Source organism: Nocardia sp. CA-119907 (assembly GCF_050955995.1).
Taxonomy (GTDB): domain Bacteria; phylum Actinomycetota; class Actinomycetes; order Mycobacteriales; family Mycobacteriaceae; genus Nocardia.
This window is the reverse complement of record NZ_CP192091.1, coordinates 3,090,050-3,109,157: the sequence shown is the minus strand read 5'-3', so window position 1 is coordinate 3,109,157 and position 19,108 is coordinate 3,090,050. Positions and strand designations below refer to the sequence as shown.

General features: G+C 67.0%; 15 protein-coding genes. 9 read left to right on the top strand and 6 right to left on the bottom strand.

Annotated elements, in window-relative coordinates; translation table 11 throughout:
* Positions 1-38 precede the first annotated feature (38 nt).
* From ACQP2D_RS13650 to hrpA, 3 genes are all read left to right on the top strand, one after another.
* Positions 39-1,088, top strand: coding sequence for an MFS transporter (locus ACQP2D_RS13650; protein ID WP_433685640.1), 1,050 nt, complete (start codon positions 39-41; stop codon positions 1,086-1,088).
* Positions 1,085-1,276, top strand: a complete 192-nt coding sequence (locus ACQP2D_RS13645; RefSeq protein WP_433684067.1) for a hypothetical protein — start codon at positions 1,085-1,087, stop codon at positions 1,274-1,276. Before ACQP2D_RS13650 ends, ACQP2D_RS13645 begins: the two co-directional genes overlap by 4 nt.
* A gap of 243 nt (positions 1,277-1,519) precedes the next feature.
* Complete coding sequence (gene hrpA, locus ACQP2D_RS13640; RefSeq protein WP_433684066.1) at positions 1,520-5,881, top strand: ATP-dependent RNA helicase HrpA; 4,362 nt, start codon at positions 1,520-1,522, stop codon at positions 5,879-5,881.
* Positions 5,882-6,078: 197 nt separating this feature from the next.
* Here the strand turns inward: hrpA and nrdR are convergent, their stop codons facing one another.
* The 3 genes from nrdR to ACQP2D_RS13625 all read right to left on the bottom strand — a co-directional run bounded on the left by nrdR (position 6,079) and on the right by ACQP2D_RS13625 (position 8,573).
* Positions 6,079-6,555: a transcriptional regulator NrdR gene (gene nrdR / locus ACQP2D_RS13635; RefSeq protein WP_063038396.1), complete on the bottom strand. Its 477-nt coding sequence runs from the start codon at positions 6,553-6,555 to the stop codon at positions 6,079-6,081.
* Positions 6,556-6,730: 175 nt separating this feature from the next.
* Positions 6,731-7,984 carry a hypothetical protein gene (locus ACQP2D_RS13630; RefSeq protein WP_433684065.1) on the bottom strand — a complete coding sequence of 418 codons (1,254 nt, stop codon included), beginning with the start codon at positions 7,982-7,984 and terminating at the stop codon, positions 6,731-6,733.
* Positions 7,985-8,138: 154 nt separating this feature from the next.
* The gene (locus tag ACQP2D_RS13625) at positions 8,139-8,573 is read right to left on the bottom strand and encodes a hypothetical protein (RefSeq protein WP_433684064.1); all 435 of its coding nucleotides are present in this window, start codon (positions 8,571-8,573) and stop codon (positions 8,139-8,141) included.
* A 225-nt stretch (positions 8,574-8,798) separates the two neighbouring features.
* Between ACQP2D_RS13625 and lexA the strand changes: the two genes are divergently transcribed.
* Positions 8,799-9,509 carry a transcriptional repressor LexA gene (gene lexA / locus ACQP2D_RS13620; protein WP_433684063.1) on the top strand — a complete coding sequence of 237 codons (711 nt, stop codon included), beginning with the start codon at positions 8,799-8,801 and terminating at the stop codon, positions 9,507-9,509.
* Between the two features lie 49 nt (positions 9,510-9,558).
* On the opposite strand, the gene ACQP2D_RS13615 is transcribed toward lexA, so the two are convergent.
* Together ACQP2D_RS13615 and ACQP2D_RS13610 are read right to left on the bottom strand one after the other, a co-directional pair.
* Positions 9,559-10,848, bottom strand: coding sequence for a DUF445 domain-containing protein (locus tag ACQP2D_RS13615; RefSeq protein WP_433684062.1), 1,290 nt, complete (start codon positions 10,846-10,848; stop codon positions 9,559-9,561).
* Between the two features lie 201 nt (positions 10,849-11,049).
* Entirely contained in the window at positions 11,050-12,687 is a 1,638-nt protein-coding gene (locus ACQP2D_RS13610; RefSeq protein ID WP_433684061.1) for a carboxylesterase/lipase family protein, read from the bottom strand.
* A 151-nt stretch (positions 12,688-12,838) separates the two neighbouring features.
* Here ACQP2D_RS13610 and ACQP2D_RS13605 point away from each other — a divergent pair, with 151 nt between their 5' ends.
* Genes ACQP2D_RS13605 through ACQP2D_RS13585 form a run of 5 tightly spaced genes read left to right on the top strand, consistent with a single transcriptional unit; the run spans position 12,839 to position 18,161 of the window.
* Entirely contained in the window at positions 12,839-14,185 is a 1,347-nt protein-coding gene (locus tag ACQP2D_RS13605) for a cytochrome P450 (protein ID WP_433684060.1), read from the top strand.
* On the top strand, positions 14,182-15,135 hold the full coding sequence (locus ACQP2D_RS13600) for an alpha/beta fold hydrolase (protein ID WP_433684059.1): 954 nt from the start codon (positions 14,182-14,184) through the stop codon (positions 15,133-15,135). The genes ACQP2D_RS13605 and ACQP2D_RS13600 overlap by 4 nt, the downstream gene beginning before the upstream one ends.
* Positions 15,119-15,976, top strand: a complete 858-nt coding sequence (locus ACQP2D_RS13595; protein WP_433684058.1) for an SDR family NAD(P)-dependent oxidoreductase — start codon at positions 15,119-15,121, stop codon at positions 15,974-15,976. Before ACQP2D_RS13600 ends, ACQP2D_RS13595 begins: the two co-directional genes overlap by 17 nt.
* Complete coding sequence (locus ACQP2D_RS13590) at positions 15,973-17,496, top strand: flavin-containing monooxygenase (protein WP_433684057.1); 1,524 nt, start codon at positions 15,973-15,975, stop codon at positions 17,494-17,496. The genes ACQP2D_RS13595 and ACQP2D_RS13590 overlap by 4 nt, the downstream gene beginning before the upstream one ends.
* 35 nt (positions 17,497-17,531) lie before the next feature.
* The gene (locus ACQP2D_RS13585) at positions 17,532-18,161 is read left to right on the top strand and encodes a TetR/AcrR family transcriptional regulator (protein WP_433684056.1); all 630 of its coding nucleotides are present in this window, start codon (positions 17,532-17,534) and stop codon (positions 18,159-18,161) included.
* Here ACQP2D_RS13585 and ACQP2D_RS13580 read toward each other — a convergent pair.
* Positions 18,158-18,823 carry a class I SAM-dependent methyltransferase gene (locus tag ACQP2D_RS13580; RefSeq protein WP_433684055.1) on the bottom strand — a complete coding sequence of 222 codons (666 nt, stop codon included), beginning with the start codon at positions 18,821-18,823 and terminating at the stop codon, positions 18,158-18,160. The two genes, ACQP2D_RS13585 and ACQP2D_RS13580, sit on opposite strands and share 4 nt — an antisense overlap.
* Between the last annotated feature and the right edge of the window lie 285 nt (positions 18,824-19,108).

Here is a 19,108-nt window from a genome sequence, read left to right as displayed (position 1 = left end):
GAGGCCGACCGTCGGGGGGAACGTGACAACCAGCGAACCTGTTCGCCCGGTATCCGCTGCTGTCATCCACCGGCTTCCTGTGGTTCTGTTCCGCCGACAGCCTGTCGCTGGTCGGTACCTCCATCACCGCGCTGGCGCTGCAGGTGCTCGCGGTCGAGACAATGCGGGCATCGCCCATCGAGCTCGGTGTGCTGGGCGCCGCGCGCTGGCTGCCGTATCTGCTGTTCGGTCTGATCGCCGGCGTGCTCGTCGATCGGTATCGGCGGCGGCCGGTCCTGGTGGCCGCCGATCTGGTGCGGGCGGGTTTGCTCGCGCTCATCCCGCTGTCGGCGGCGACCGGCGCCCTGAGCATGCCGGTCTTGATCGCGGTCGTGTTGGTATTCGGCACGGTGTCACTGGCCTACGACGCCGCACATCAGTCGTTTCTGCTGACGCTGGTGCCACCGGAGCTGCTCACCCCCGCCAATGCCCGGCTGGAACAGTCCTCGGCGGCGGCGCAGACCTGCGGGCCGGTCATCGGGGGCTGGCTGGTCCGGATCGTCGGCGCGCCGCTGGCGATCATGGTGGACGCGGCGTCGTATCTGATCTCCGGACTGATCGTGGCGCGGCTGCGCGTGGTCGAGCGATCCGATCCGCCGCAGGACCGGAATCTGCGCAGGGAACTGCGCGAAGGGCTGACCTGGGTGTACGGGCATCGGATGCTCGCCCCGCTCGCCATCGCCTCGCACGGCTGGTTCTTTTTCAGTGCGATGGTGTCGACGGTGTACGTGCTCTTCGTGATCGACGAACTCGGCTTCGACGCTTCCGCGCTCGGATTGAGCTTCGCCTGCGGCGGCGTCGGTGCCGTGGCCGGGGCATCGGTCCCCGAACGCGCCGGTCGGCGATTCGGCATCGGGCCGATGATCATCGGCTGCCGGTGGCTGTCGCCCATGGGATATGCGCTGATCCCCTTGGCGCACAACGAGTTGCCGGTCTGGCGTTGCTGTGCTCCGCTCAGTTCCTTTTCGGTGTCTCCATCGGCATCGACAGTCCGCTGGAAATGGGCTACCGCCAGGCCGTCACACCCGACCGTCTGCTCGGCCGGATGAATGCGACCATGCGGTCATTGAACCGGGCCGCGATCGTGATCGGCGCACCGGTGGGTGGCGTGCTGGCCGCCTGGCTCGGCATTCGGTGGACGCTGTGGATCGCGGTCGTCGGGCTGCTGATCTCGGCACTCGTGTTCACCGGATCCGGATTCCGGCACGCCCGCTCGGGAGCGGACCTGCCCGGCTGATCACGGTCGCGCTGGCGGTCGACCAGTGCCCCGAGCGCGGCGACGGCGACCGCGAACAGGGCGAAGACGCCGGTGCGAATAACCAGGCCGGTGATCAGGGAAACGGCGCATATCAGGACCGCTGTGATCGGTGAACCGGGCCGGTCGACGAACGGCGTCGCCACCCTGTTCGCGGGTGTGGGCACCGGATGCTCACGCCCGCCTCGGATTCGACGCACCGGTTTCGCTACCCTGGTGAACGCAATGACCAGGACAGCCGATGCGAATCTCCGCGAGCTCCGGACCCGCCTGGCCGCCGTAACGCTCCGCGATGAACACCGGTTGCGCCGAAGCCTGGACCGGGCCCGCGGCGGCGATCTCACCGATATCGCGGCAGAGATCGCGGCGGCCGAGCAGCGCGTCGAGGCTCGCCGCGCCGCGGTACCCGAAATTCGCTATCCCGAGCAGCTACCCGTCTCCGCGCGCCGCGAAGATATCGCCAAGGCGATCATGGAGAACCAGGTGGTGATCGTCGCGGGTGAGACCGGATCGGGTAAGACCACCCAGATTCCGAAGATCTGCCTGGAACTCGGCCGGGGCATTCGCGGCACCATCGGGCATACCCAGCCACGGCGGCTGGCCGCGCGCACCGTCGCCGAGCGCATCGCCGAAGAGTTGGGCACCGAACTCGGCGACGTTGTCGGCTATACGGTGCGCTTCACCGATCAAGCCTCCGATCGCACGCTCATCAAGCTGATGACCGACGGCATCCTGCTCGCCGAGATCCAGCGCGACCGGCTGCTGCGCCGCTATGACACGATCATCATCGACGAGGCGCACGAGCGCAGCCTCAATATCGACTTCCTGCTCGGCTATCTGAAGCAATTGCTCCCGCGCCGACCGGATCTCAAGGTGATCATCACCTCGGCGACCATCGATCCGGAGTTGTTCGCGCGGCACTTTGCGAAGCAAACGGACGATGCCGGCGCGCAGCGAACAGACGACACCAGCGCGCAGCAAACAGATGACGAATCGGGCACTCCCGCACCGATTGTCGAGGTTTCCGGCCGGTCCTATCCCGTACAGATCCGGTACCGTCCGCTAGCGCTGGAGCTACCCGGCAGCGCCGATGAGGACGACGAGGACACCCGGATCGTGGATCGCGACCCGGTCGATGCCATCGGCGACGCGGTGCGCGAACTGTTCGCCGAGGGCGATGGCGATGTGCTGGTGTTCCTATCCGGTGAACGCGAGATCCGTGACGCCGCGGATGCGTTGCGCGACTTGAAGATTCCGCGCACCGAGATCCTACCGCTCTACGCGCGCCTATCGACGGCCGAGCAGCATCGGGTATTCGCCCCGCATGCCGGTCGACGAGTCGTCTTGGCCACCAACGTCGCCGAGACCTCGCTGACCGTCCCCGGCATCCGGTACGTCGTCGACCCCGGTACCGCGCGCATCTCCCGCTATTCGATGCGCACCAAGGTGCAGCGCCTACCCATCGAAGAGGTTTCCCAGGCCTCGGCCCGCCAGCGTGCCGGACGCTGCGGCCGTGTCGCCGACGGCATCTGCATCCGGCTGTATTCCGAGGACGATTTCGAATCCCGGCCCGCCTTCACCGAACCGGAGATCCTGCGGACCAATCTGGCCGCAGTCATCCTGCAGATGACCGCACTCGGCCTCGGCGATATCGAGAAGTTCCCGTTCGTGGAGGCGCCGGATCGCAGGGCGATCCGAGACGGTATCGCGCTGCTGGAGGAATTGGGCGCACTCGCGCCGCGCGCCACCGCGACACCCGCGCGCCGCGCCGCCGGACCGGACGCCATCGAGGAGACGCGCACCAGCACTACTCAGGGACGGCGCAGCGCCGATAGCGTTGCGGGCAAACAGATCCATGCTGACGAAGCCACGGACACACGGTCCGATGCGACGCTGACGCTCACCCCCACCGGTCGCGAAATGGCGCAGCTGCCGGTCGATCCCCGCATGGCCCGGATGCTGGTCGAGGCGCACCGCAATGGCTGTCTGGCCGATGTGCTGATCATTGTGGCCGCGCTGTCCATTCAGGATGTGCGCGAGCGACCCGCGGACCAGCAGCAGGCCGCCGATACCCAACACGCGCGGTTCGTGGTCGAAGGCTCGGATTTCCTGGCCTACCTGCGGTTGTGGGAATACCTGAACGAGCAACGAAAGTCGCTGTCGTCCAATCAGTTCCGACGCATGTGCCGTGATGAGTTCCTACACTACCTGCGGATCCGGGAGTGGCAGGATCTACACGGACAGTTGCGGACTATCACGCGTGGGCTCGGATGGTCGACGCACGATGGCTCGGATGGTGACGAAACCACGTCGCGCCGTGGACGATCCGGCGGACGAAACAGTTCCGCCCCGGTTCGAGACAATGACGGCGGACAGCGCGGAAAACGCGACACCGACTCGTCCGGCGCTGGTGGGAACCGTCGCCGGGGCGGCCGCGCACCCGAGAACGTCACGTCGCGACCGCAAGCGGCGCGCGGCGGACGTGGTGCCGAGGCGCCACCTCAGGCCGCGGCACTCGAAAACGATGGCACCCCATGGGATTCGACCGCGATTCACCAGGCACTGCTGGCGGGCATGCTCTCCCACATTGGCGTCCGCGAGGCCGAATCGCGTGAATTCCTCGGCGCGCGAAATGCCAAGTTCATGATCTTCCCCGGCTCCTCCCTGGCGAAGAAGCCGCCCCGCTGGGTGATGGCCGCCGAACTCGTCGAAACCTCGCGGCTCTGGGGCCGGATGGCGGCGCGGGTGGAGCCCGAATGGGCCGAGCGCCTCGCCGGGGACCTGGTGAAGCGCACCTACTCCGAACCGCATTGGTCGTCCAAGCGCGGGGCGGCGCGGGCCTATGAGCGGGTCACGCTGTACGGCGTGCCGCTGGTCGTGAGCCGGGCCGTCGACTACGGCCGTATCGATCCGGAGCTGTCGCGCGAACTGTTCATCCGGCATGCGCTGGTACAGGGTGAATGGCAGACCCGGCACGAGTTCTTCCACCGCAATCGCGAACTCCTCGACGACGTTGCCGATTTGGAGCACCGCGCCCGCCGCCGCGACATCCTGGTCGATGACGAGGTCCTCTTCGAGTTCTACGACAAGCGCATCCCCACCGATATCGTCTCGGTGCGCCATTTCGACAGCTGGTGGCGCACCGCCGAGCGCAAGGATCCAGCGCTGCTGGACTTCTCGACCGAGACCGTGGTCAATGAGGCGGCCGCGGTCCTGGACCTGACCGACTTCCCCGATGCCTGGCGCCAGGGTGAGCTGAGCTTCCCGCTCACCTACCAGTTCGAGCCCGGCAATGACGATGACGGTGTCACGGTGCGGATCCCGGTCGAACAATTGGCGCATGTGCGCGCCGTCGGCTTCGACTGGCTGGTCCCCGGCATGCGCGAAGAGCTGGCCACCGCACTGATCAAGACTCTGCCGAAGGCATTGCGACGCACCGTCGTTCCCGCACCGGACTTCGCCGCGGCCGCACTCGCCGCGCTCACCCCGCGCGCCGAACCCCTGCGCACCGGCCTGGCGCGGGAGCTGTCGCGCCTCGGTTCGGTCACCATCGCGGCGCGTGATCTCGACCCCGCCGCCCTTCCCGACCACCTGCGCATGACCTTCGCCGCGATCGATGCCTCCGGCACCACATTGGCACGCGGCAAGAACCTGTCCCAGTTGAAAACCCAACTGTCCGAACAGGTTTCCGCCTCGGTCGCCCGCGCGACCGCGGGTGCCGAGCGTGCTCCCGCCACGGTGTGGACCTCGGAATCACTCGGGACGGTCGCGCCGACGGTGCGCAGCGAGGTCGCCGGCCAGACCGTCACCGGCTATCCGGCGCTGGTCCCCGAGGGCGAGGGGGTCGCGGTCCGGGTGCTCAGCTCGCCCGCCGAACAGGCCGCCGCCATGCGAGCGGGCACGCGCACCCTGGTGCTGGCCGCCATGCCGACCTCGGTCCGCACCGTCACCGCGAGTTTGCGGCCGCGGGATCGGCTGGCGCTGAGCCAGAATCCGTACGGCTCACTCGACCTACTCGTCGAGGACTGCCGCGCCGCCGCCGCTGACGAACTGATCGCCGCCGCCGGCGGCCCGGTGCGCAGTCCGGACCAATTCGATGCCCTGGTCGCGCGGATCCGCCCCGAGTTCGTCTCCGCCGTTGCCCGCATCGTGCGTCTCGTGGTCCCGATTCTGGCTGGGGCACACCAGGTTTCTTCCATCCTCGCCGACACTTCCGAACGCGATATCGCCGACGACGTCCGCCATCAACTCGACGACCTCGTCTTCCCTGGATTCATTTCGGAATGGGGCAGCACGCGTCTGCGCGAACTCCCCCGCTACCTCCAGGCCGCGCGCGTCCGCCTCGAATCACTGCCCGGATCCGCCGTCCGTGACCGCCAGGGCATGGTCGAGATCGACCGCGCGCTCACCGCCTACGACCGCCTCGTCAACACCCTTCCCGACACCCGCAAGAACGCCCCCGACGTCGCCGAGATCTGGTGGATGATCGAGGAATTCCGGGTCAGCCTCTTCGCCCAGAAATTGGGCACCCCCTACCCGGTCTCCACCAAACGCATCGAAAAGACCATCGCCGCCATCCGCCGCTGACGGCCCACCAGGACTGCTCGGGTACCGCGGTAGTTCTGGGGGCGCGAGCCATCGACACCACAGCCAGCGCCGATAGCGACCTGCAGCGACAGCTGGTCCGGCTGCTCGACACCGGATCGGTCACCATCTGCCCCGGGCAGGCGATGGGCAGCTTCGGCTGCTCACGTCCGCCGGGCATCTGCCTGTGACCGCGGTGATCAGTCCGCGCTGGCCGCGACCGTCGCTTCCTCGCGATGTTTGCGCAGGTCGGCGATTTCGCGTTCGAAGTCGTCGGCCGAGGTGAAGGAGCGGTACACCGAAGCGAAGCGCAGGTAGGCCACTTCGTCCAGATCGCGCAGCGGGCCGAGGATCGCCAGGCCGACCTCATGGCTGGGGACCTCGGGGGAACCCTTGGCACGCACCGCGTCCTCCACCTGCTGGGCGAGCAGGTTGAGTGCGTCCTCGGCGACCTCGCGGCCCTGGCAGGCGCGGCGCACACCGCGGATGACCTTTTCCCGGCTGAACGGTTCGGTGACACCGCTGCGCTTGACCACCGATAGGATCGCGGTCTCGACCGTGGTGAATCGTCTCCCACACTGCGGGCAGGAACGCCGACGGCGGATGGCCGCGCCTTCCTCGGCCTCACGCGAGTCGACGACCCGCGAGTCGGGGTGTCGGCAGTAGGGGCAATGCATCCGAGAGATCCTTCGTCGATGCGCGCGCCCGCGTCCGAATCGGCTCCGGTTCGGCGTTCCGATCCGGCGAGCACGTGTACAGGGGTCTAGACCTATACATCCATATCGGTTCCAGGATACCTGGGAGGGGTCACCAGGCGTCTCACCCGTCCCACCTACCCCGCGCGGCGGGCGGTTATCCGAGCTGCCACTGGGTGGTGAGATCGGCGATCAGTTCCGGGATGCGCGCGAGCATCCGGCCGTGTGCGAGCTTGTTCCAGAAGGATTCGCCGAGTACGACCTCGGCGAAGGGCCGGTTGCTCTCCATATCGATATGGCGCGGCGCCAGGTCGCCCATGATGTAGGTCCAGCGGGTATCGCGGTCGGCCCAGTTGAAGTCCGGCAGCGGGGTGCGCAGCGATACCGTGCGACCGGTGATATCGGCGCTGACGGTCGCGGGCGCGAAGACACCGGGTGCGCGGACGCCGGGTACGGCGGGCTTACCCGCGACGGTGCTCACATAGGTCAGCACCCGGCCCATCGTGCCGCGGCCCGCCGAGGTCACGTCCCACTGATCGGCAATGACGCGGTTCTGCTCGCGATCGGTCATGCGGATCAGCGCATCGATATTGCCGCTCTGGGTGTGGGAATCGATCGACTGCCATGCGGTGCGAATATCGGCATCGATCACCCCGGCGGCGTACATTTCGTCGATTCCGGCCATTCCCAGCGCGGCATAGGCCTCGTGCATCGGGACCAGGTCGGTGAAGATGTGCTTCTGCATGATCATCAGCCGGGTCTGGTACCAGGTGACATCGTCGGCGCCGAGCCGCGCACCCTCGGTGGCCAGCAGGCGGATATCGGCGGGCACCTTGGCCACCAGTTCCGGTGGGGTGGAACGCAACAGGTCGGCGACCGCATTGCCGAGCTGGTGGATGCCGGGCACGTCGAGCACCATGCCGATATCGCTGAGGTCGAAGAAACCCGAGGCGAACGAGCCGCCCGCGATCCCGGCGAGCCCGGCCCACCAGTAGTCCCGATGCTGATTCGCCAGCCGGAAGTAGTTGACGTAGACCTGGCTGAAGGTGCGCTGGTTGGCGCGCACGCCGAGCGCCGGATCCCAGGCCGCGAGGTCGATATCGGCATTGCGGGTCGAGACCACCAGCCAATACTGGTGCAGCAGTGTGCCGTAGCGGCTCGGCGCCACCCCGTCGGCCCTGGCCTCGTCGAGTGCTTCGCGCAGTGTCGATTCGTCCAGTGGCAGTGCCGGATTCAGGCCACCGCCGCTCGCGCCGTCGCCATTGACCGCGGGTAGATCCAGATATGCCCGGTATGCGGGCGCCGCGTGCGCGGCCGGAATCATGGTGAGGCCGAAGACAAGACAGGTGAGCAGCCCGGCGATTCGGGCGAGAATGCGGACAGCGTGTTCAGCGGTGCGGCGATGCGTCATTGCGTGGTGTCCCGAAATCGTTCGTCGGCATAGTTGCCCAGATCACGTTTTCAGGCACAGTAACAACATGTTCTAGTTTGCAATCGACAATTTCGGCCACTCTTCGTGGCCCGATCTGCCGGTCACCATCCGCCACACCGACTTTCGCCGAGTGCTATCGCGGCACGCCGATTCCGGCACCGTCCGGAACCGATTGCTGTTCGACCACAGCGGGCGCCGTCGCCGGGGTCTCACCACCGAAAGTCCCGGCACGCCAATGCGCCACCCCGATCAGTGCCGTCACCACCAGTGCGCTCAATAGCGCGGCCACCGCCAGCACCGCGTAGCCGACCTGCGCCTGTTCCACCCGTTCCATCGGATGCGGACCCCGCGCCTGCCGCAGCGCGGACGTTCGAACCGGACCGCGATCGTAGAGCGCCACCGCACCGCCGGGCCTGCTGCCGCGCGGCCCCCGATCCACCCCGGCCCGCGTGGCATCGAGGGCGCGGACACCACCGCGATGCGGGCGCTGGACCCGGGGAACGGAATCGAAACCGAGGTCGGACTCGGTTTCCAGGTCGGTGCTCGGGGCGCTGATCGCAGTGCTCATCGGACAAACCTCCATGAAGGGGTGTTAGTGGGTGCTCAGGTATGTCACGAGACGATGGGGGTAGCTGTTCGATCAAATGTTCGAAGAACTCGTGTTCGATTTCTACCATGCGCCACCGACAAAGTCAGCAGAAAACGCCGACATGCCTCGAACAGATGTTTGATACATCGGCGTAACCGGACTAGATTCGGTAGACGAAATCCATCACACGGAAGGGCGGTTGCGGTGAGCCACACAGACGACACGGGCGACGAGAGCGGAGTTGGCACCGACCCGTCCGGAACCGGGGCGGATCTCACCGTGCGTCAGCGCAAGGTCCTCGAGGTCATCCGCACCTCGGTGAGCGAGCGCGGCTATCCGCCGAGCATCCGCGAGATCGGCGACGCGGTCGGACTCACCTCCACCTCCTCGGTCGCCCATCAGTTGCGCTCCCTCGAGCGCAAGGGCTATTTACGGCGCGACCCGAATCGGCCACGGGCCGTGGATGTTCGCGGCCTCGACGAGGCGGTCCGCGCGGTGACCAGCCTGCCGACCGCCGAGGATGTCGACACCGGCAGGCCGGTGCCGACCTTCGTGCCCGTCCTGGGCCGGATCGCCGCCGGTGGCCCGATCCTGGCCGAGCAGGCGGTGGAGGACGTGTTTCCGCTGCCGCGCGAACTGGTCGGCGACGGCTCGCTGTTCCTGCTCAAGGTCGTCGGTGAATCCATGGTGGACGCCGCGATCTGCGATGGCGACTGGGTGGTCGTGCGCCAGCAGAATGTCGCCGACAACGGCGATATCGTGGCCGCGATGATCGAGGGTGAGGCGACGGTCAAGACGTTCAAGCGCACCGGCAAAGATGTCTGGCTGATGCCGCACAATCCGCTGTTCGAGCCGATCCCGGGTAATGACGCGCAGATCCTCGGCAAGGTCGTCACGGTCATCCGCAAGATCTGAAAGTCGGTGGGATGCGCGGGCCATCGGTCCGCGCATCCGTGGTTCGGCGTCAGTGCAGCAATAGACCGAGGGGCCACGCCCAGTGCTCGAGTGTGATCCGCTCGATGAACAGAATCTGCAGTTCCCCGACGATCCCGCCGAGTACCGCGCCGACCGCGATCGCCGTCGGCTCGTCCTCCTTCACGGCGGGTCGCAGCAGATTCTCGAACTGCGCGGGTGAGAGCTCCCCCATCCGTTCGATGACGGTGTTCTCGATATCCATGGCCTGCATCGTGTAGGCGTGTGCCTGCTGGGTGGTGACCTCGGCGTGGGCGAAAACCCGTTCGGCCGCCGTCGCTTTCAGCTCCCGCCATCGGTCGGTGCCGACGGTCAGCGTGACCAGCGGTTTGGCCAGGCTCGGCGCGGCGTCCGCGGCGCGATCGACATATTTGGCGGCCAGTTCGAATACCCGGTCCGCCGCGGGCCCCTTCAGGATGGCGTCGACGATCTTATCCGGCGTGAGCAGCTCCGCGGCGATCAGATGCGCGTACTGCGGGATCAATTCGTGCCGATTCTTCGCGAAAAGCCCATGCCAGGTGAAGATTCCGAAGTACCGCTCGGGCTCGTGCGGGCGGAACAGCATCTGCAGCCCGATGTAGTCGGTGACCCATCCGTTCACGAAGCCGAATACCGGCATCAGCCATGGCTCGCGGAACAGCGCCCACATGATCGCCTGTCCGACGCCGATGAGCAGCCCGAACCAGAAGCCGATCTTCGGGATCATGGTCATCTGGGCCCCGGCGATATCGCGCATCATCCGATTCAGCAGCGCTTTATCCGCGGTCAGATTCGATACGACCATGGCGCGCAGGTCGAACAGCCGCACGATATCGCGCTTGGCGTCCTCGATCGCCGCGACCGCGTATTTCGGTGTCTCGGACTGGATCAGCCCGATCACCGCGCGCCGGGTCACCTCCGGCATCGCCTCCCACAGTCCCGGGTAGTAGTCGACCGCCATGGAACGCACGACATCGTCGACGGCCCGGCGCATCGGCGCCTCGACCTCCTTGATCAGCTGATCCGCGTCCAGTCGGTCGAAAAGTTCCTGCGGCTGCAGCAGATTTGTGCTGATCATGTCGTAGGCGATGCCCGCCATCTTCTCGGCCTGGCGCGGCAGCATCCCCTGCCAGCCCAATGGAATCCGGCCCAGCCGCACCCCGACGAACTCCAGCGGACGAAACATCATCTCGATGGCGATCAGCTTGGTGAACCACCCGATCCCGCCCGCGATGAACGGCATCGACAGATAGATCCACCACCACTGCCGCACATCCGCCACGATCGACGACCACGACTGCACGCCACACCCCACTTCTCCATCGGAGATTCGAAGTTTACAGTGTTGTATCATGACGGCGGCGACGCGATGACCTCGTATGTCCGCTGAGGCCAACGGGATACGACCATTTCGACCGCTCGGGTTCGCGGCAGCGAAGCAGAACGACAGCGCGTCAATGACATTCAGTCCCGAGATCGCTCGGACTCGCGGACCGACAGGCGATCAGCGCGGCAGCAGCGTCACCCAGAAGTCGGCTCGATGATCGGCGGCATAGGTGTCGATGAGGCGGCTTCCGCTGGGGCGGAAGGACATGACGAGCGGTGCGGCCGGGTCGTAGGCCGGAATCGGTTCGAGGCCGGCCGGATCCGGACGGGTGTCGATGGCGAATCGAGTCCAGTACCTTCGCATTTCGCTGGCGAGGCGCTGTTGGTCGGGGGTGAGCACGGCACCGTAGACCCAGCTGAGGTTGCGCAGGCTCCACAGCGATATCAGCTCGCTGGCGTGGAAGGCGCCGAGCGGGAAGATATTCGGCGGGGCGAGCGGCGCCGGATCATCGAAAGAGTAGATGTAGGTGGGGTTGTGCGGGCTCAGCGCGGCGTACTCGACAGTCAGCGCGGTCAGGGTGCGGTCGGTCCAGGCACGCGAGAGTGCGAGCGCGGGCTGGGGATAGGCGGCAGCCGGGTAGACCTGCTCGACGCGGTCGATTTGCTCCGATGTCAGGTCGGGCATTGCGGCGGCCAGTGCGTCGCGGTATCCGGCTGCGGTCAGCGGCTTACCAAGGGGCACACCGTATTTCAAGTACACCCAGAGCGCCATCTCGTCATTGTTCGCACCGACGAGGGTAGGCACCGCGGCCAGGGATCCGTTGCGCGATGCCGCCTGCGGGCCGATCGGCAGGAACGGTCCGCCGTAGACGGTCGCGGTAATGGGATTGTTCGCCAATGTGTCGACCGGCAAGGCGCGCAGGCAGGCGGCGGGCTCGGGTCCGGTGCAGCCGAGACGTGCGGCATAGGCGTCGCCATTGGCCGTCGCCGTCGCGACCGGCACGCCGACCGAGCACGGGCCGCTCTCTCGGATCGCGGCACGGAACAGCCCATGCGAACTCGGCGCGGCCAGCTGCGTGCACACCGACCCTGCGCCCGCGGACTCACCCGCGAGGGTCACCTGCTCCGGGTCACCACCGAAGGCCGCGATATTGCGTCGCACCCACCGCAACGCGGCCTGCTGATCCAGATAGCCGTAGTTCCCGGCCCCGGAGCCGTCGTCGAGCGCGGAGGCGGCGAGGAAGCCGAGCGCGCCGAGGCGGTAGTTGATTGTGACCACGATGAGGTCACCGTCACCGTGCGCGATCAGCGGATCGGCACCGTAGATATCGCCGGAACCGCTGGTGAAACTGCCGCCGTGGATCCAGACCAGCACCGGCAGCGGACGGCCGTCGGCCGGCAGGCTGCGCGGTGTCGAAACATTGAGGTACAGACAGTCTTCCGACTTCGTCGGATTCGCCCCCAGCAGACCGAAGACACCGCTCTCCTGCGGACAACTCGGCCCGGCCGCCGCGGCATCGCGCACACCCGGCCACCCCGCGGCCGGAGCCGGTGCCCGCCACCGCAAGTCCCCGATCGGCGGGGCGGCATAGGGGATGCCCGCGAACAACCGATGGTCCGCGACCAGCACGCCGCGCAGCTGACCGGTTTCGATGGTGACGAGGTCGGCGGCGATCGGTTCGGCGGGAGCCGGTGCCACACCGCCGAGCACGACCACCGACGCCAGGACCGCGAGCCAGGCCCGAGCCACCGGTCGATCGGCCAGGGCTAGCCGCCCGAACCACTCGCCCGCTGTCAGCCACCGACGCCTGCGCACGGGCCAACGCTAGTCACCGCACCTTCCGGGCGGGCGGCAATCAGCGAAAACAAGGCCTTCGACCGCCTGCACGAAAGTGACCCTTGCCACAGTCGGTACGTGAGCGTACCGTGCTGATGGTACGCAGATGTACCACGCTGGGAGGTGCCGCATGACCACGGTGAAATTGCCCGACGGGCCTACTACTCCGGCTCTGTTTCAGGCCGTGGAGGTGATGGCGGGCCGGACCCGCGCTTGGCGCAGGCTGCACGACCGCTATGGCTCGGCATTCACCGTCTACCTACCCAGGTTCGGCCGGATGGTGGTGCTATCCGATCCGGCCGAGGTGAAGGCGCTGTTCACCGCGAGCTCCGATATCGCCGACAATGTCGATGTCAATCTCGGCCAGTTCCTCGGTCCCGGCTCGCTGTTCTCACTGCAGGGCGCCGAACATCGCAAGCAGCGCAAACTGCTCACCCCGCCGTTCCACGGCCGCCGTCTCGCCGTATACGAGGCGCTGATCGAGGAGGAGACCGTCCGCGAACTGGCGACTTGGCCGCAGGGCCAGGAGTTCGCGACCATGGATTCGATGATGCGGATCACCCTGAATGTGATCCTGCGCGCGGTATTCGGCGCCGAGGGTAGGGAATTCGACGAGTTGCGCGAATTGCTGCCCAAACTGGTGCTGGTCGGCTCGGCGCTGGCCGCGCTGCCGGTGCCGCGAAAGTTCCTGGGGCGCTTCGGACCCTGGGCCCGCTTCACCGCACACCGCCGCCACTACGACGAAATCGTCGGCCGACTCATCGACCGCGCCGCCGCCGACGACCGACTCGCCGACCGCGACGATGTGCTCGCGATGATGCTGCAGGCCCGCTACGACGACGGCACCGCGATGACCCACAGCGAAATCGCCGACGAACTGCTGACCCTGCTCACCGCGGGGCACGAGACCACGGCGACCACACTGTCCTGGACCGTCGAGCGGTTGCGCCGCCATCCGGAAGTGCTGGCCCGCTTGGTCGCCGAGGTGGACGAGGGTGGTTCGGCGCTGCGCGAGGCCACCCTGCTCGAGGTGCAGCGCGTCCGGCCGGTGATCGACGCGACGGCCCGCAAGATCCGTGCGGAGTCCATGCAGCTGGGTCGGTGGACGCTGCCCAAGGGGCAGAATGTGCTGGTCTCCATCCGGCTCGTACACGATAACGAGGAGCTGTTCCCCAACGCCCGCGCTTTCGACCCGGACCGGTTCGTCGGGGTTCGGCCCGGCACCTTCAGCTGGATCCCGTTCGGCGGCGGCGCACGACGCTGCATCGGTGCGGCATTCGCCACCATGGAGATGAATGTCGTATTGCGCACGCTGCTGAGGGATTTCACGCTCGCACCGACCGATGCGCCGGACGAGCGGACACACTTCCGCGGTGTCGCGCTGGTGCCCGCCAAGAAGGGGCGCGCCGTGGTGTATCGCCGCGCGTCCGTGCCCACCACGGCCGCGGCAGCGCAGACCGCGCAGGTGACGGCATGACGGAAGCATCGCTGAACGATCCGACGAGCGATGCCGGCCGGGCGACGGGTCGGCCCGAACTATTCGCCGATGTGGGCCGCGGGGTCACCCTCGCCTACGAGCGCCTCGGCAGCGGCGGCACGCCACTGCTGCTCGTCGCGGGTCTCGGTCAGCAACTGCACGACTGGCCCGACGGTTTGTGCGATCTCCTCGTCGCACGCGGCTATGACGTCATCCGCTTCGACAATCGCGATGTCGGGAAGTCGACGCACTTCGGTTTTCCGCCGCCGGGTCCGCTCGATTTCCTGCGAAAGCGCTGGCACACAGCGCAATACGACCTCAACGACATGGCCGCCGACACAGTGGGTCTGATCGATGCGCTCGAGCTGGGCTCGGTCCATCTGGTCGGCATGTCACTCGGCGGGATGATCGCGCAGACCGTCGCCGCCCGCTATCCGGACCGCGTCGCGTCGCTGACCTCGATCATGTCGACCACGGGCGCGGCGCGGGTGGGGCGACCGGCCCTGTCCACCTGGCGGTTGATGTTCGGCCGACCGGCGCGCAACCGCACCGAGCACATCGATCGCTCGGTGCGCATGTATCGGCACATCCGCTCGCTCGGCTATCCGTTCGACGAATCCGCGGTGCGTACCGCCGCGGCGACGACCTGGGATCGCGATCCGCACCCCGCGCCCGGGGTGGGCCGTCAGCTGGCGGGCATCCTCAAATCCGGTGACCGGACAACGCAACTCGGCGCTGTCGTCGCCCCGACCCTGATCCTGCACGGTGACCGCGACCTGATGGTGAACCCGACCGGCGGCACGGTCACCGCTCGCGCCATTGCCGGCGCGCGCCTGCACACCCTGCCCGGCATGGGCCACGATCTGCCCGTCGGTGTCCGGCCGACGCTCACCGACCTCATCGACACCCATATCCGAACTGCCAGGAGCACCGATGCCCCGCAACGCTAGGCCGCTGTCCGGCCGTCCCGCCATGATCACCGGCGCCGCCTCCGGCATCGGCCGCAGTCTCGCCCAATTGCTTTCCCGCCGTGGGTCACCGGTGGCGATCGCCGATATCGATGAGACCGGATTGAAGCAGACGGCCTCGTCGCTGAGCGGTCCGGTGCTCACGCGGGTCCTCGATGTGCGCGATGCCGCCGATCAGCTGGCCTTCGCCGCCGAGGTGCGCGAATGGCTGACCGCGCCGTTGGCGGCGGTATTCAATAATGCCGGTGTCGCGGTGTCGTCGTCGGTGCTCCACGCGGTGCCCGAAGACGATGAATGGCTGCGCCAGATCAACTTCGACGGCGTCGTCAATGGCACGCGCGCATTTCTGCCCATTCTGGTCGAACAGGATCAGGGCGTCATCGTGAATACCTCCAGCGTATTCGGATTGGTCGGCATGCCATACCAAAGTGCCTATTGTGCCGCGAAATTCGCGGTGCGGGGCTTCACCGACGCACTTCGCCAGGAGCTTCGGGGTACCGGAGTGTCCGCGGTAAATGTGCATCCGGGCGGAATCACCACCAATATCGCGCGCAATGCCAGGTTCCGAAAGGATCCCGAGGGACGCGGCCGCTCGCACGAACAGATGGCGGCCGAATTCGAGGCGCTCACCATGACCTCGCCGGACAAGGCGGCCGAAATCATCTGTCGCGGAGTGGAACGCGGAAAGTCCCGGATCCTCGTCGGACCGGATGCCTACATATTCGACGCACTCGCACGCGTGACGCCGACCCGCTACTACGACATATACACAGTGTTGGAGCGGCGGCTGCGCGCCCGCGCCGAGGTGGGAGCGACGGCATGAGGGATTCGATGAGGAGTCCGGGCCCGGCGGCGGGTCGGCCCGAGCATTTCGATGTGTTGATCGTCGGCGCCGGCCTGTCGGGCATCGGTGCGGCACACCATCTGCAGACCGCGTTTCCGGGGCGCAGCTACGCAATTCTGGAGGCGCGCACGACAATCGGCGGCACCTGGGATCTGTTCCGCTACCCCGGGGTGCGTTCGGATTCCGATATGCACACCCTCGGCTACCGTTTCCGCCCGTGGACGCAGGCCGCGGCCATCGCCGACGGACCGTCGATCCTGGACTACATTCGCGATACCGCGGCCGATGCCGGAATCGATCGGCGAATCCGATTCGGGCACAAAGTCATCGGCGCCTCCTGGTCGACTGCCGAGGCACGCTGGACGGTGACCGTCGAATACGACGGCACCAACTCGACGCTCACCTGCGGCTTCCTCTACGTCTGCAGCGGCTACTACCGCTACGACCAGGGCTACACCCCCGAATTTCCCGGAATCGAGGAATTCCGAGGGCAACTGGTACATCCGCAGCAATGGCCCACCGACCTGGACTACGAGGGCAAGCGCGTCGTCGTGATAGGCAGCGGGGCCACGGCGGTGACACTCGTGCCCGCCATGGCCGAGAAGGCGGCGCAGGTAACCATGCTGCAACGCTCGCCCACCTACATCATGTCCGTGCCCACCGAGGACGCGGTGGCCATCCGGCTGCGCGAACGGCTCGGACCACGGCGGGCCTACACCATCACCCGCTGGAAGAACGTGCTCGTCAGCACCCTCATCTACCAGCTGAGCCAGCGACGTCCCCGGATGATCCGCAATCTCATCCGCAAGCAGAATGCCGCGCAACTGCCCACCGGCTACGAGGTGGACGTCCACTTCAAGCCGACCTACAACCCGTGGGATCAACGGCTGTGCCTGGTACCGGACGGGGATCTGTTCGGCGCGATCCGAGCGGGTCGCGCCGCGGTGGTGACCGATCGCATCGACCGGTTCACCGCCGAGGGCCTGCGCCTGAGCTCCGGCGCCGACCTGCCGGCCGATATCGTCGTAACGGCGACCGGTCTGCAATTGCTGGCCTTCGGCGGAATCGAGTTCACCGTCGACGGTCGGGCGGTCGCGCTGCACGAGACCATGGCCTATAAGGGCATGATGCTCAGCGGTGTCCCCAACTTCGCGTTCACCATCGGCTATACCAATGCGTCCTGGACATTGAAGGCGGATCTGGTCGGCGAATTCGTCTGCCGACTGCTACGGCATATGGATGCCAACGGCTACGACCAGTGCGTGCCGTGGCCCGATCCGGATATCGAGACGGCACCGCTGTTGGACTTCCAGTCCGGATATGTCCAGCGCTCCATCGACCGGTTCCCGCGTGCGGGTTCGCGGCGGCCCTGGCGGTTGGGCATGAACTACGCCCACGATGTGCTCGCGCTGCGCCACGGGCGAATCGAGGACGGCACCATCAGGTTCGCGAGCCGAACCGCACTCGGCGAGCCGGTTCCGGTGCGGGTGAGGTCATGATCGCCCTGGCGGCGGGGCGCACTAACCTGGTTCTCGTGACCCGTGCCGAGCCCGCCGCCAGCATCGCCGCCGAGGCCACGCCGGGATCCGATTTCCGGCGTCGGCTGCTCGACGCGATGGCCGAGGCGGTGCGCGAGCGCAGTTATCGCGAGACGACCGTCGCCGATGTGGTCCGCAACGCGCGCACCTCCCGCCGCACCTTCTACGAGCATTTCGACAGCAAGCAGGACTGTTTCATCGCGCTGCTCGCCGAGCGCAATAGCGAGACGATCCAGCAGATCTACGATGCGGTCGACGCCGGCGCGCCCTGGCGCACCCAGGTCCGGCAGGCCATCGAGGCCTGGATCGGTGCGTCGCAACAGGATCCGACGATCACCCTGGCCTGGATCCGCGACATCCCCGCCCTCGGCGAGGCCGCCCGCCAGGTTCAACACGACGCGGGCGAGGCCTTTATCAATCTCATCCAAAGCCTCACCGCCACACCGGGATTCGAGGCCCCCGGACTGCACCCGCTGACCCGTCAGATGGCCACCATCCTCTATGGCGGCTATCGCGAACTCATCGCATTCACCGTCGAGCAGGGACGGGATATCAGCGAGATCATCGACGTCGCCGTCGATACCGCCATCGCCCTCGTCGGTCCCCGCTACGAGCCGCCCCGCTAGTCCTTCACCGCCGTGAACTGGGCCAGCGCACCATTGCACACCAGTTCCACTTCCCGCAGCCCCGCCGCGGCGATCCAGCTCGACAGATCGGCGGCAGTGCCGGACGGACCGAATACCCCGATCGCCCGCATCACCCGCATATGCAGGTCGAAGCGCCGCCGGACACCGCGCACCACACAACTGCCGACCAGCCGTCCGCCCGGCGCGAGCACCCGCGCGAGCGAGGCGACCGCGGCGGCCGGATCCGGCATGCAGTGCAGGCCGGCGAAGGTCACCACCAGGTCGAATTCACCGGTGGCGAAGGGCAGGTCGACCACATCCGCACGCACGTAGTCGATACCGGACACTTCGGCGCGCTCGGCCGCGCGGCGCGCCGCCGCCAGCTGGTCATCGGAAATGTCGGCCGCCACGTAGCGGATCTTGTGCCCCGGTCGCAGGCGGCGCAGCGTCACCCCGCCGCCGACCGGCAGATCCAGTAGCGCGGAGTCGGTCGGCAGCTCATTGACAATGTCCATCGCCGCGTACATCCGGCGGGTGTCGCAGCCCCAGAGCACCTCTCCGGCGGGCCGGGCCAGCCCCGGATGATCCAGGACGAAGTCGTACACCGGAGCACCGAGGCTCCCCCAGGTTCGGCTCTGCCACACTTCACGGACATCGGGCACAGTCGTCTCCTCTACGCGCGGTGGGAGTCCAGGCTAGGCCGGCGCTCATCGACGCGCCAAGAGCTACCGGACGCGATCGCCGCCGCTCACACGGTCGTACTACGCCAGGTGTAGTGGGTCCAGCGGCGCACATCGCCATGGAGATCCGGCACTGACCGGCGGCTGGCCTACCGCCGCCACCTCGGTGGCACATCAGTGCGGCGAATACACAGCGGACCGATTCACCAATTTCGGACAAACGGCATATCGCATTGCAACTATCATTTGTTAACAACTTGGCAGAAT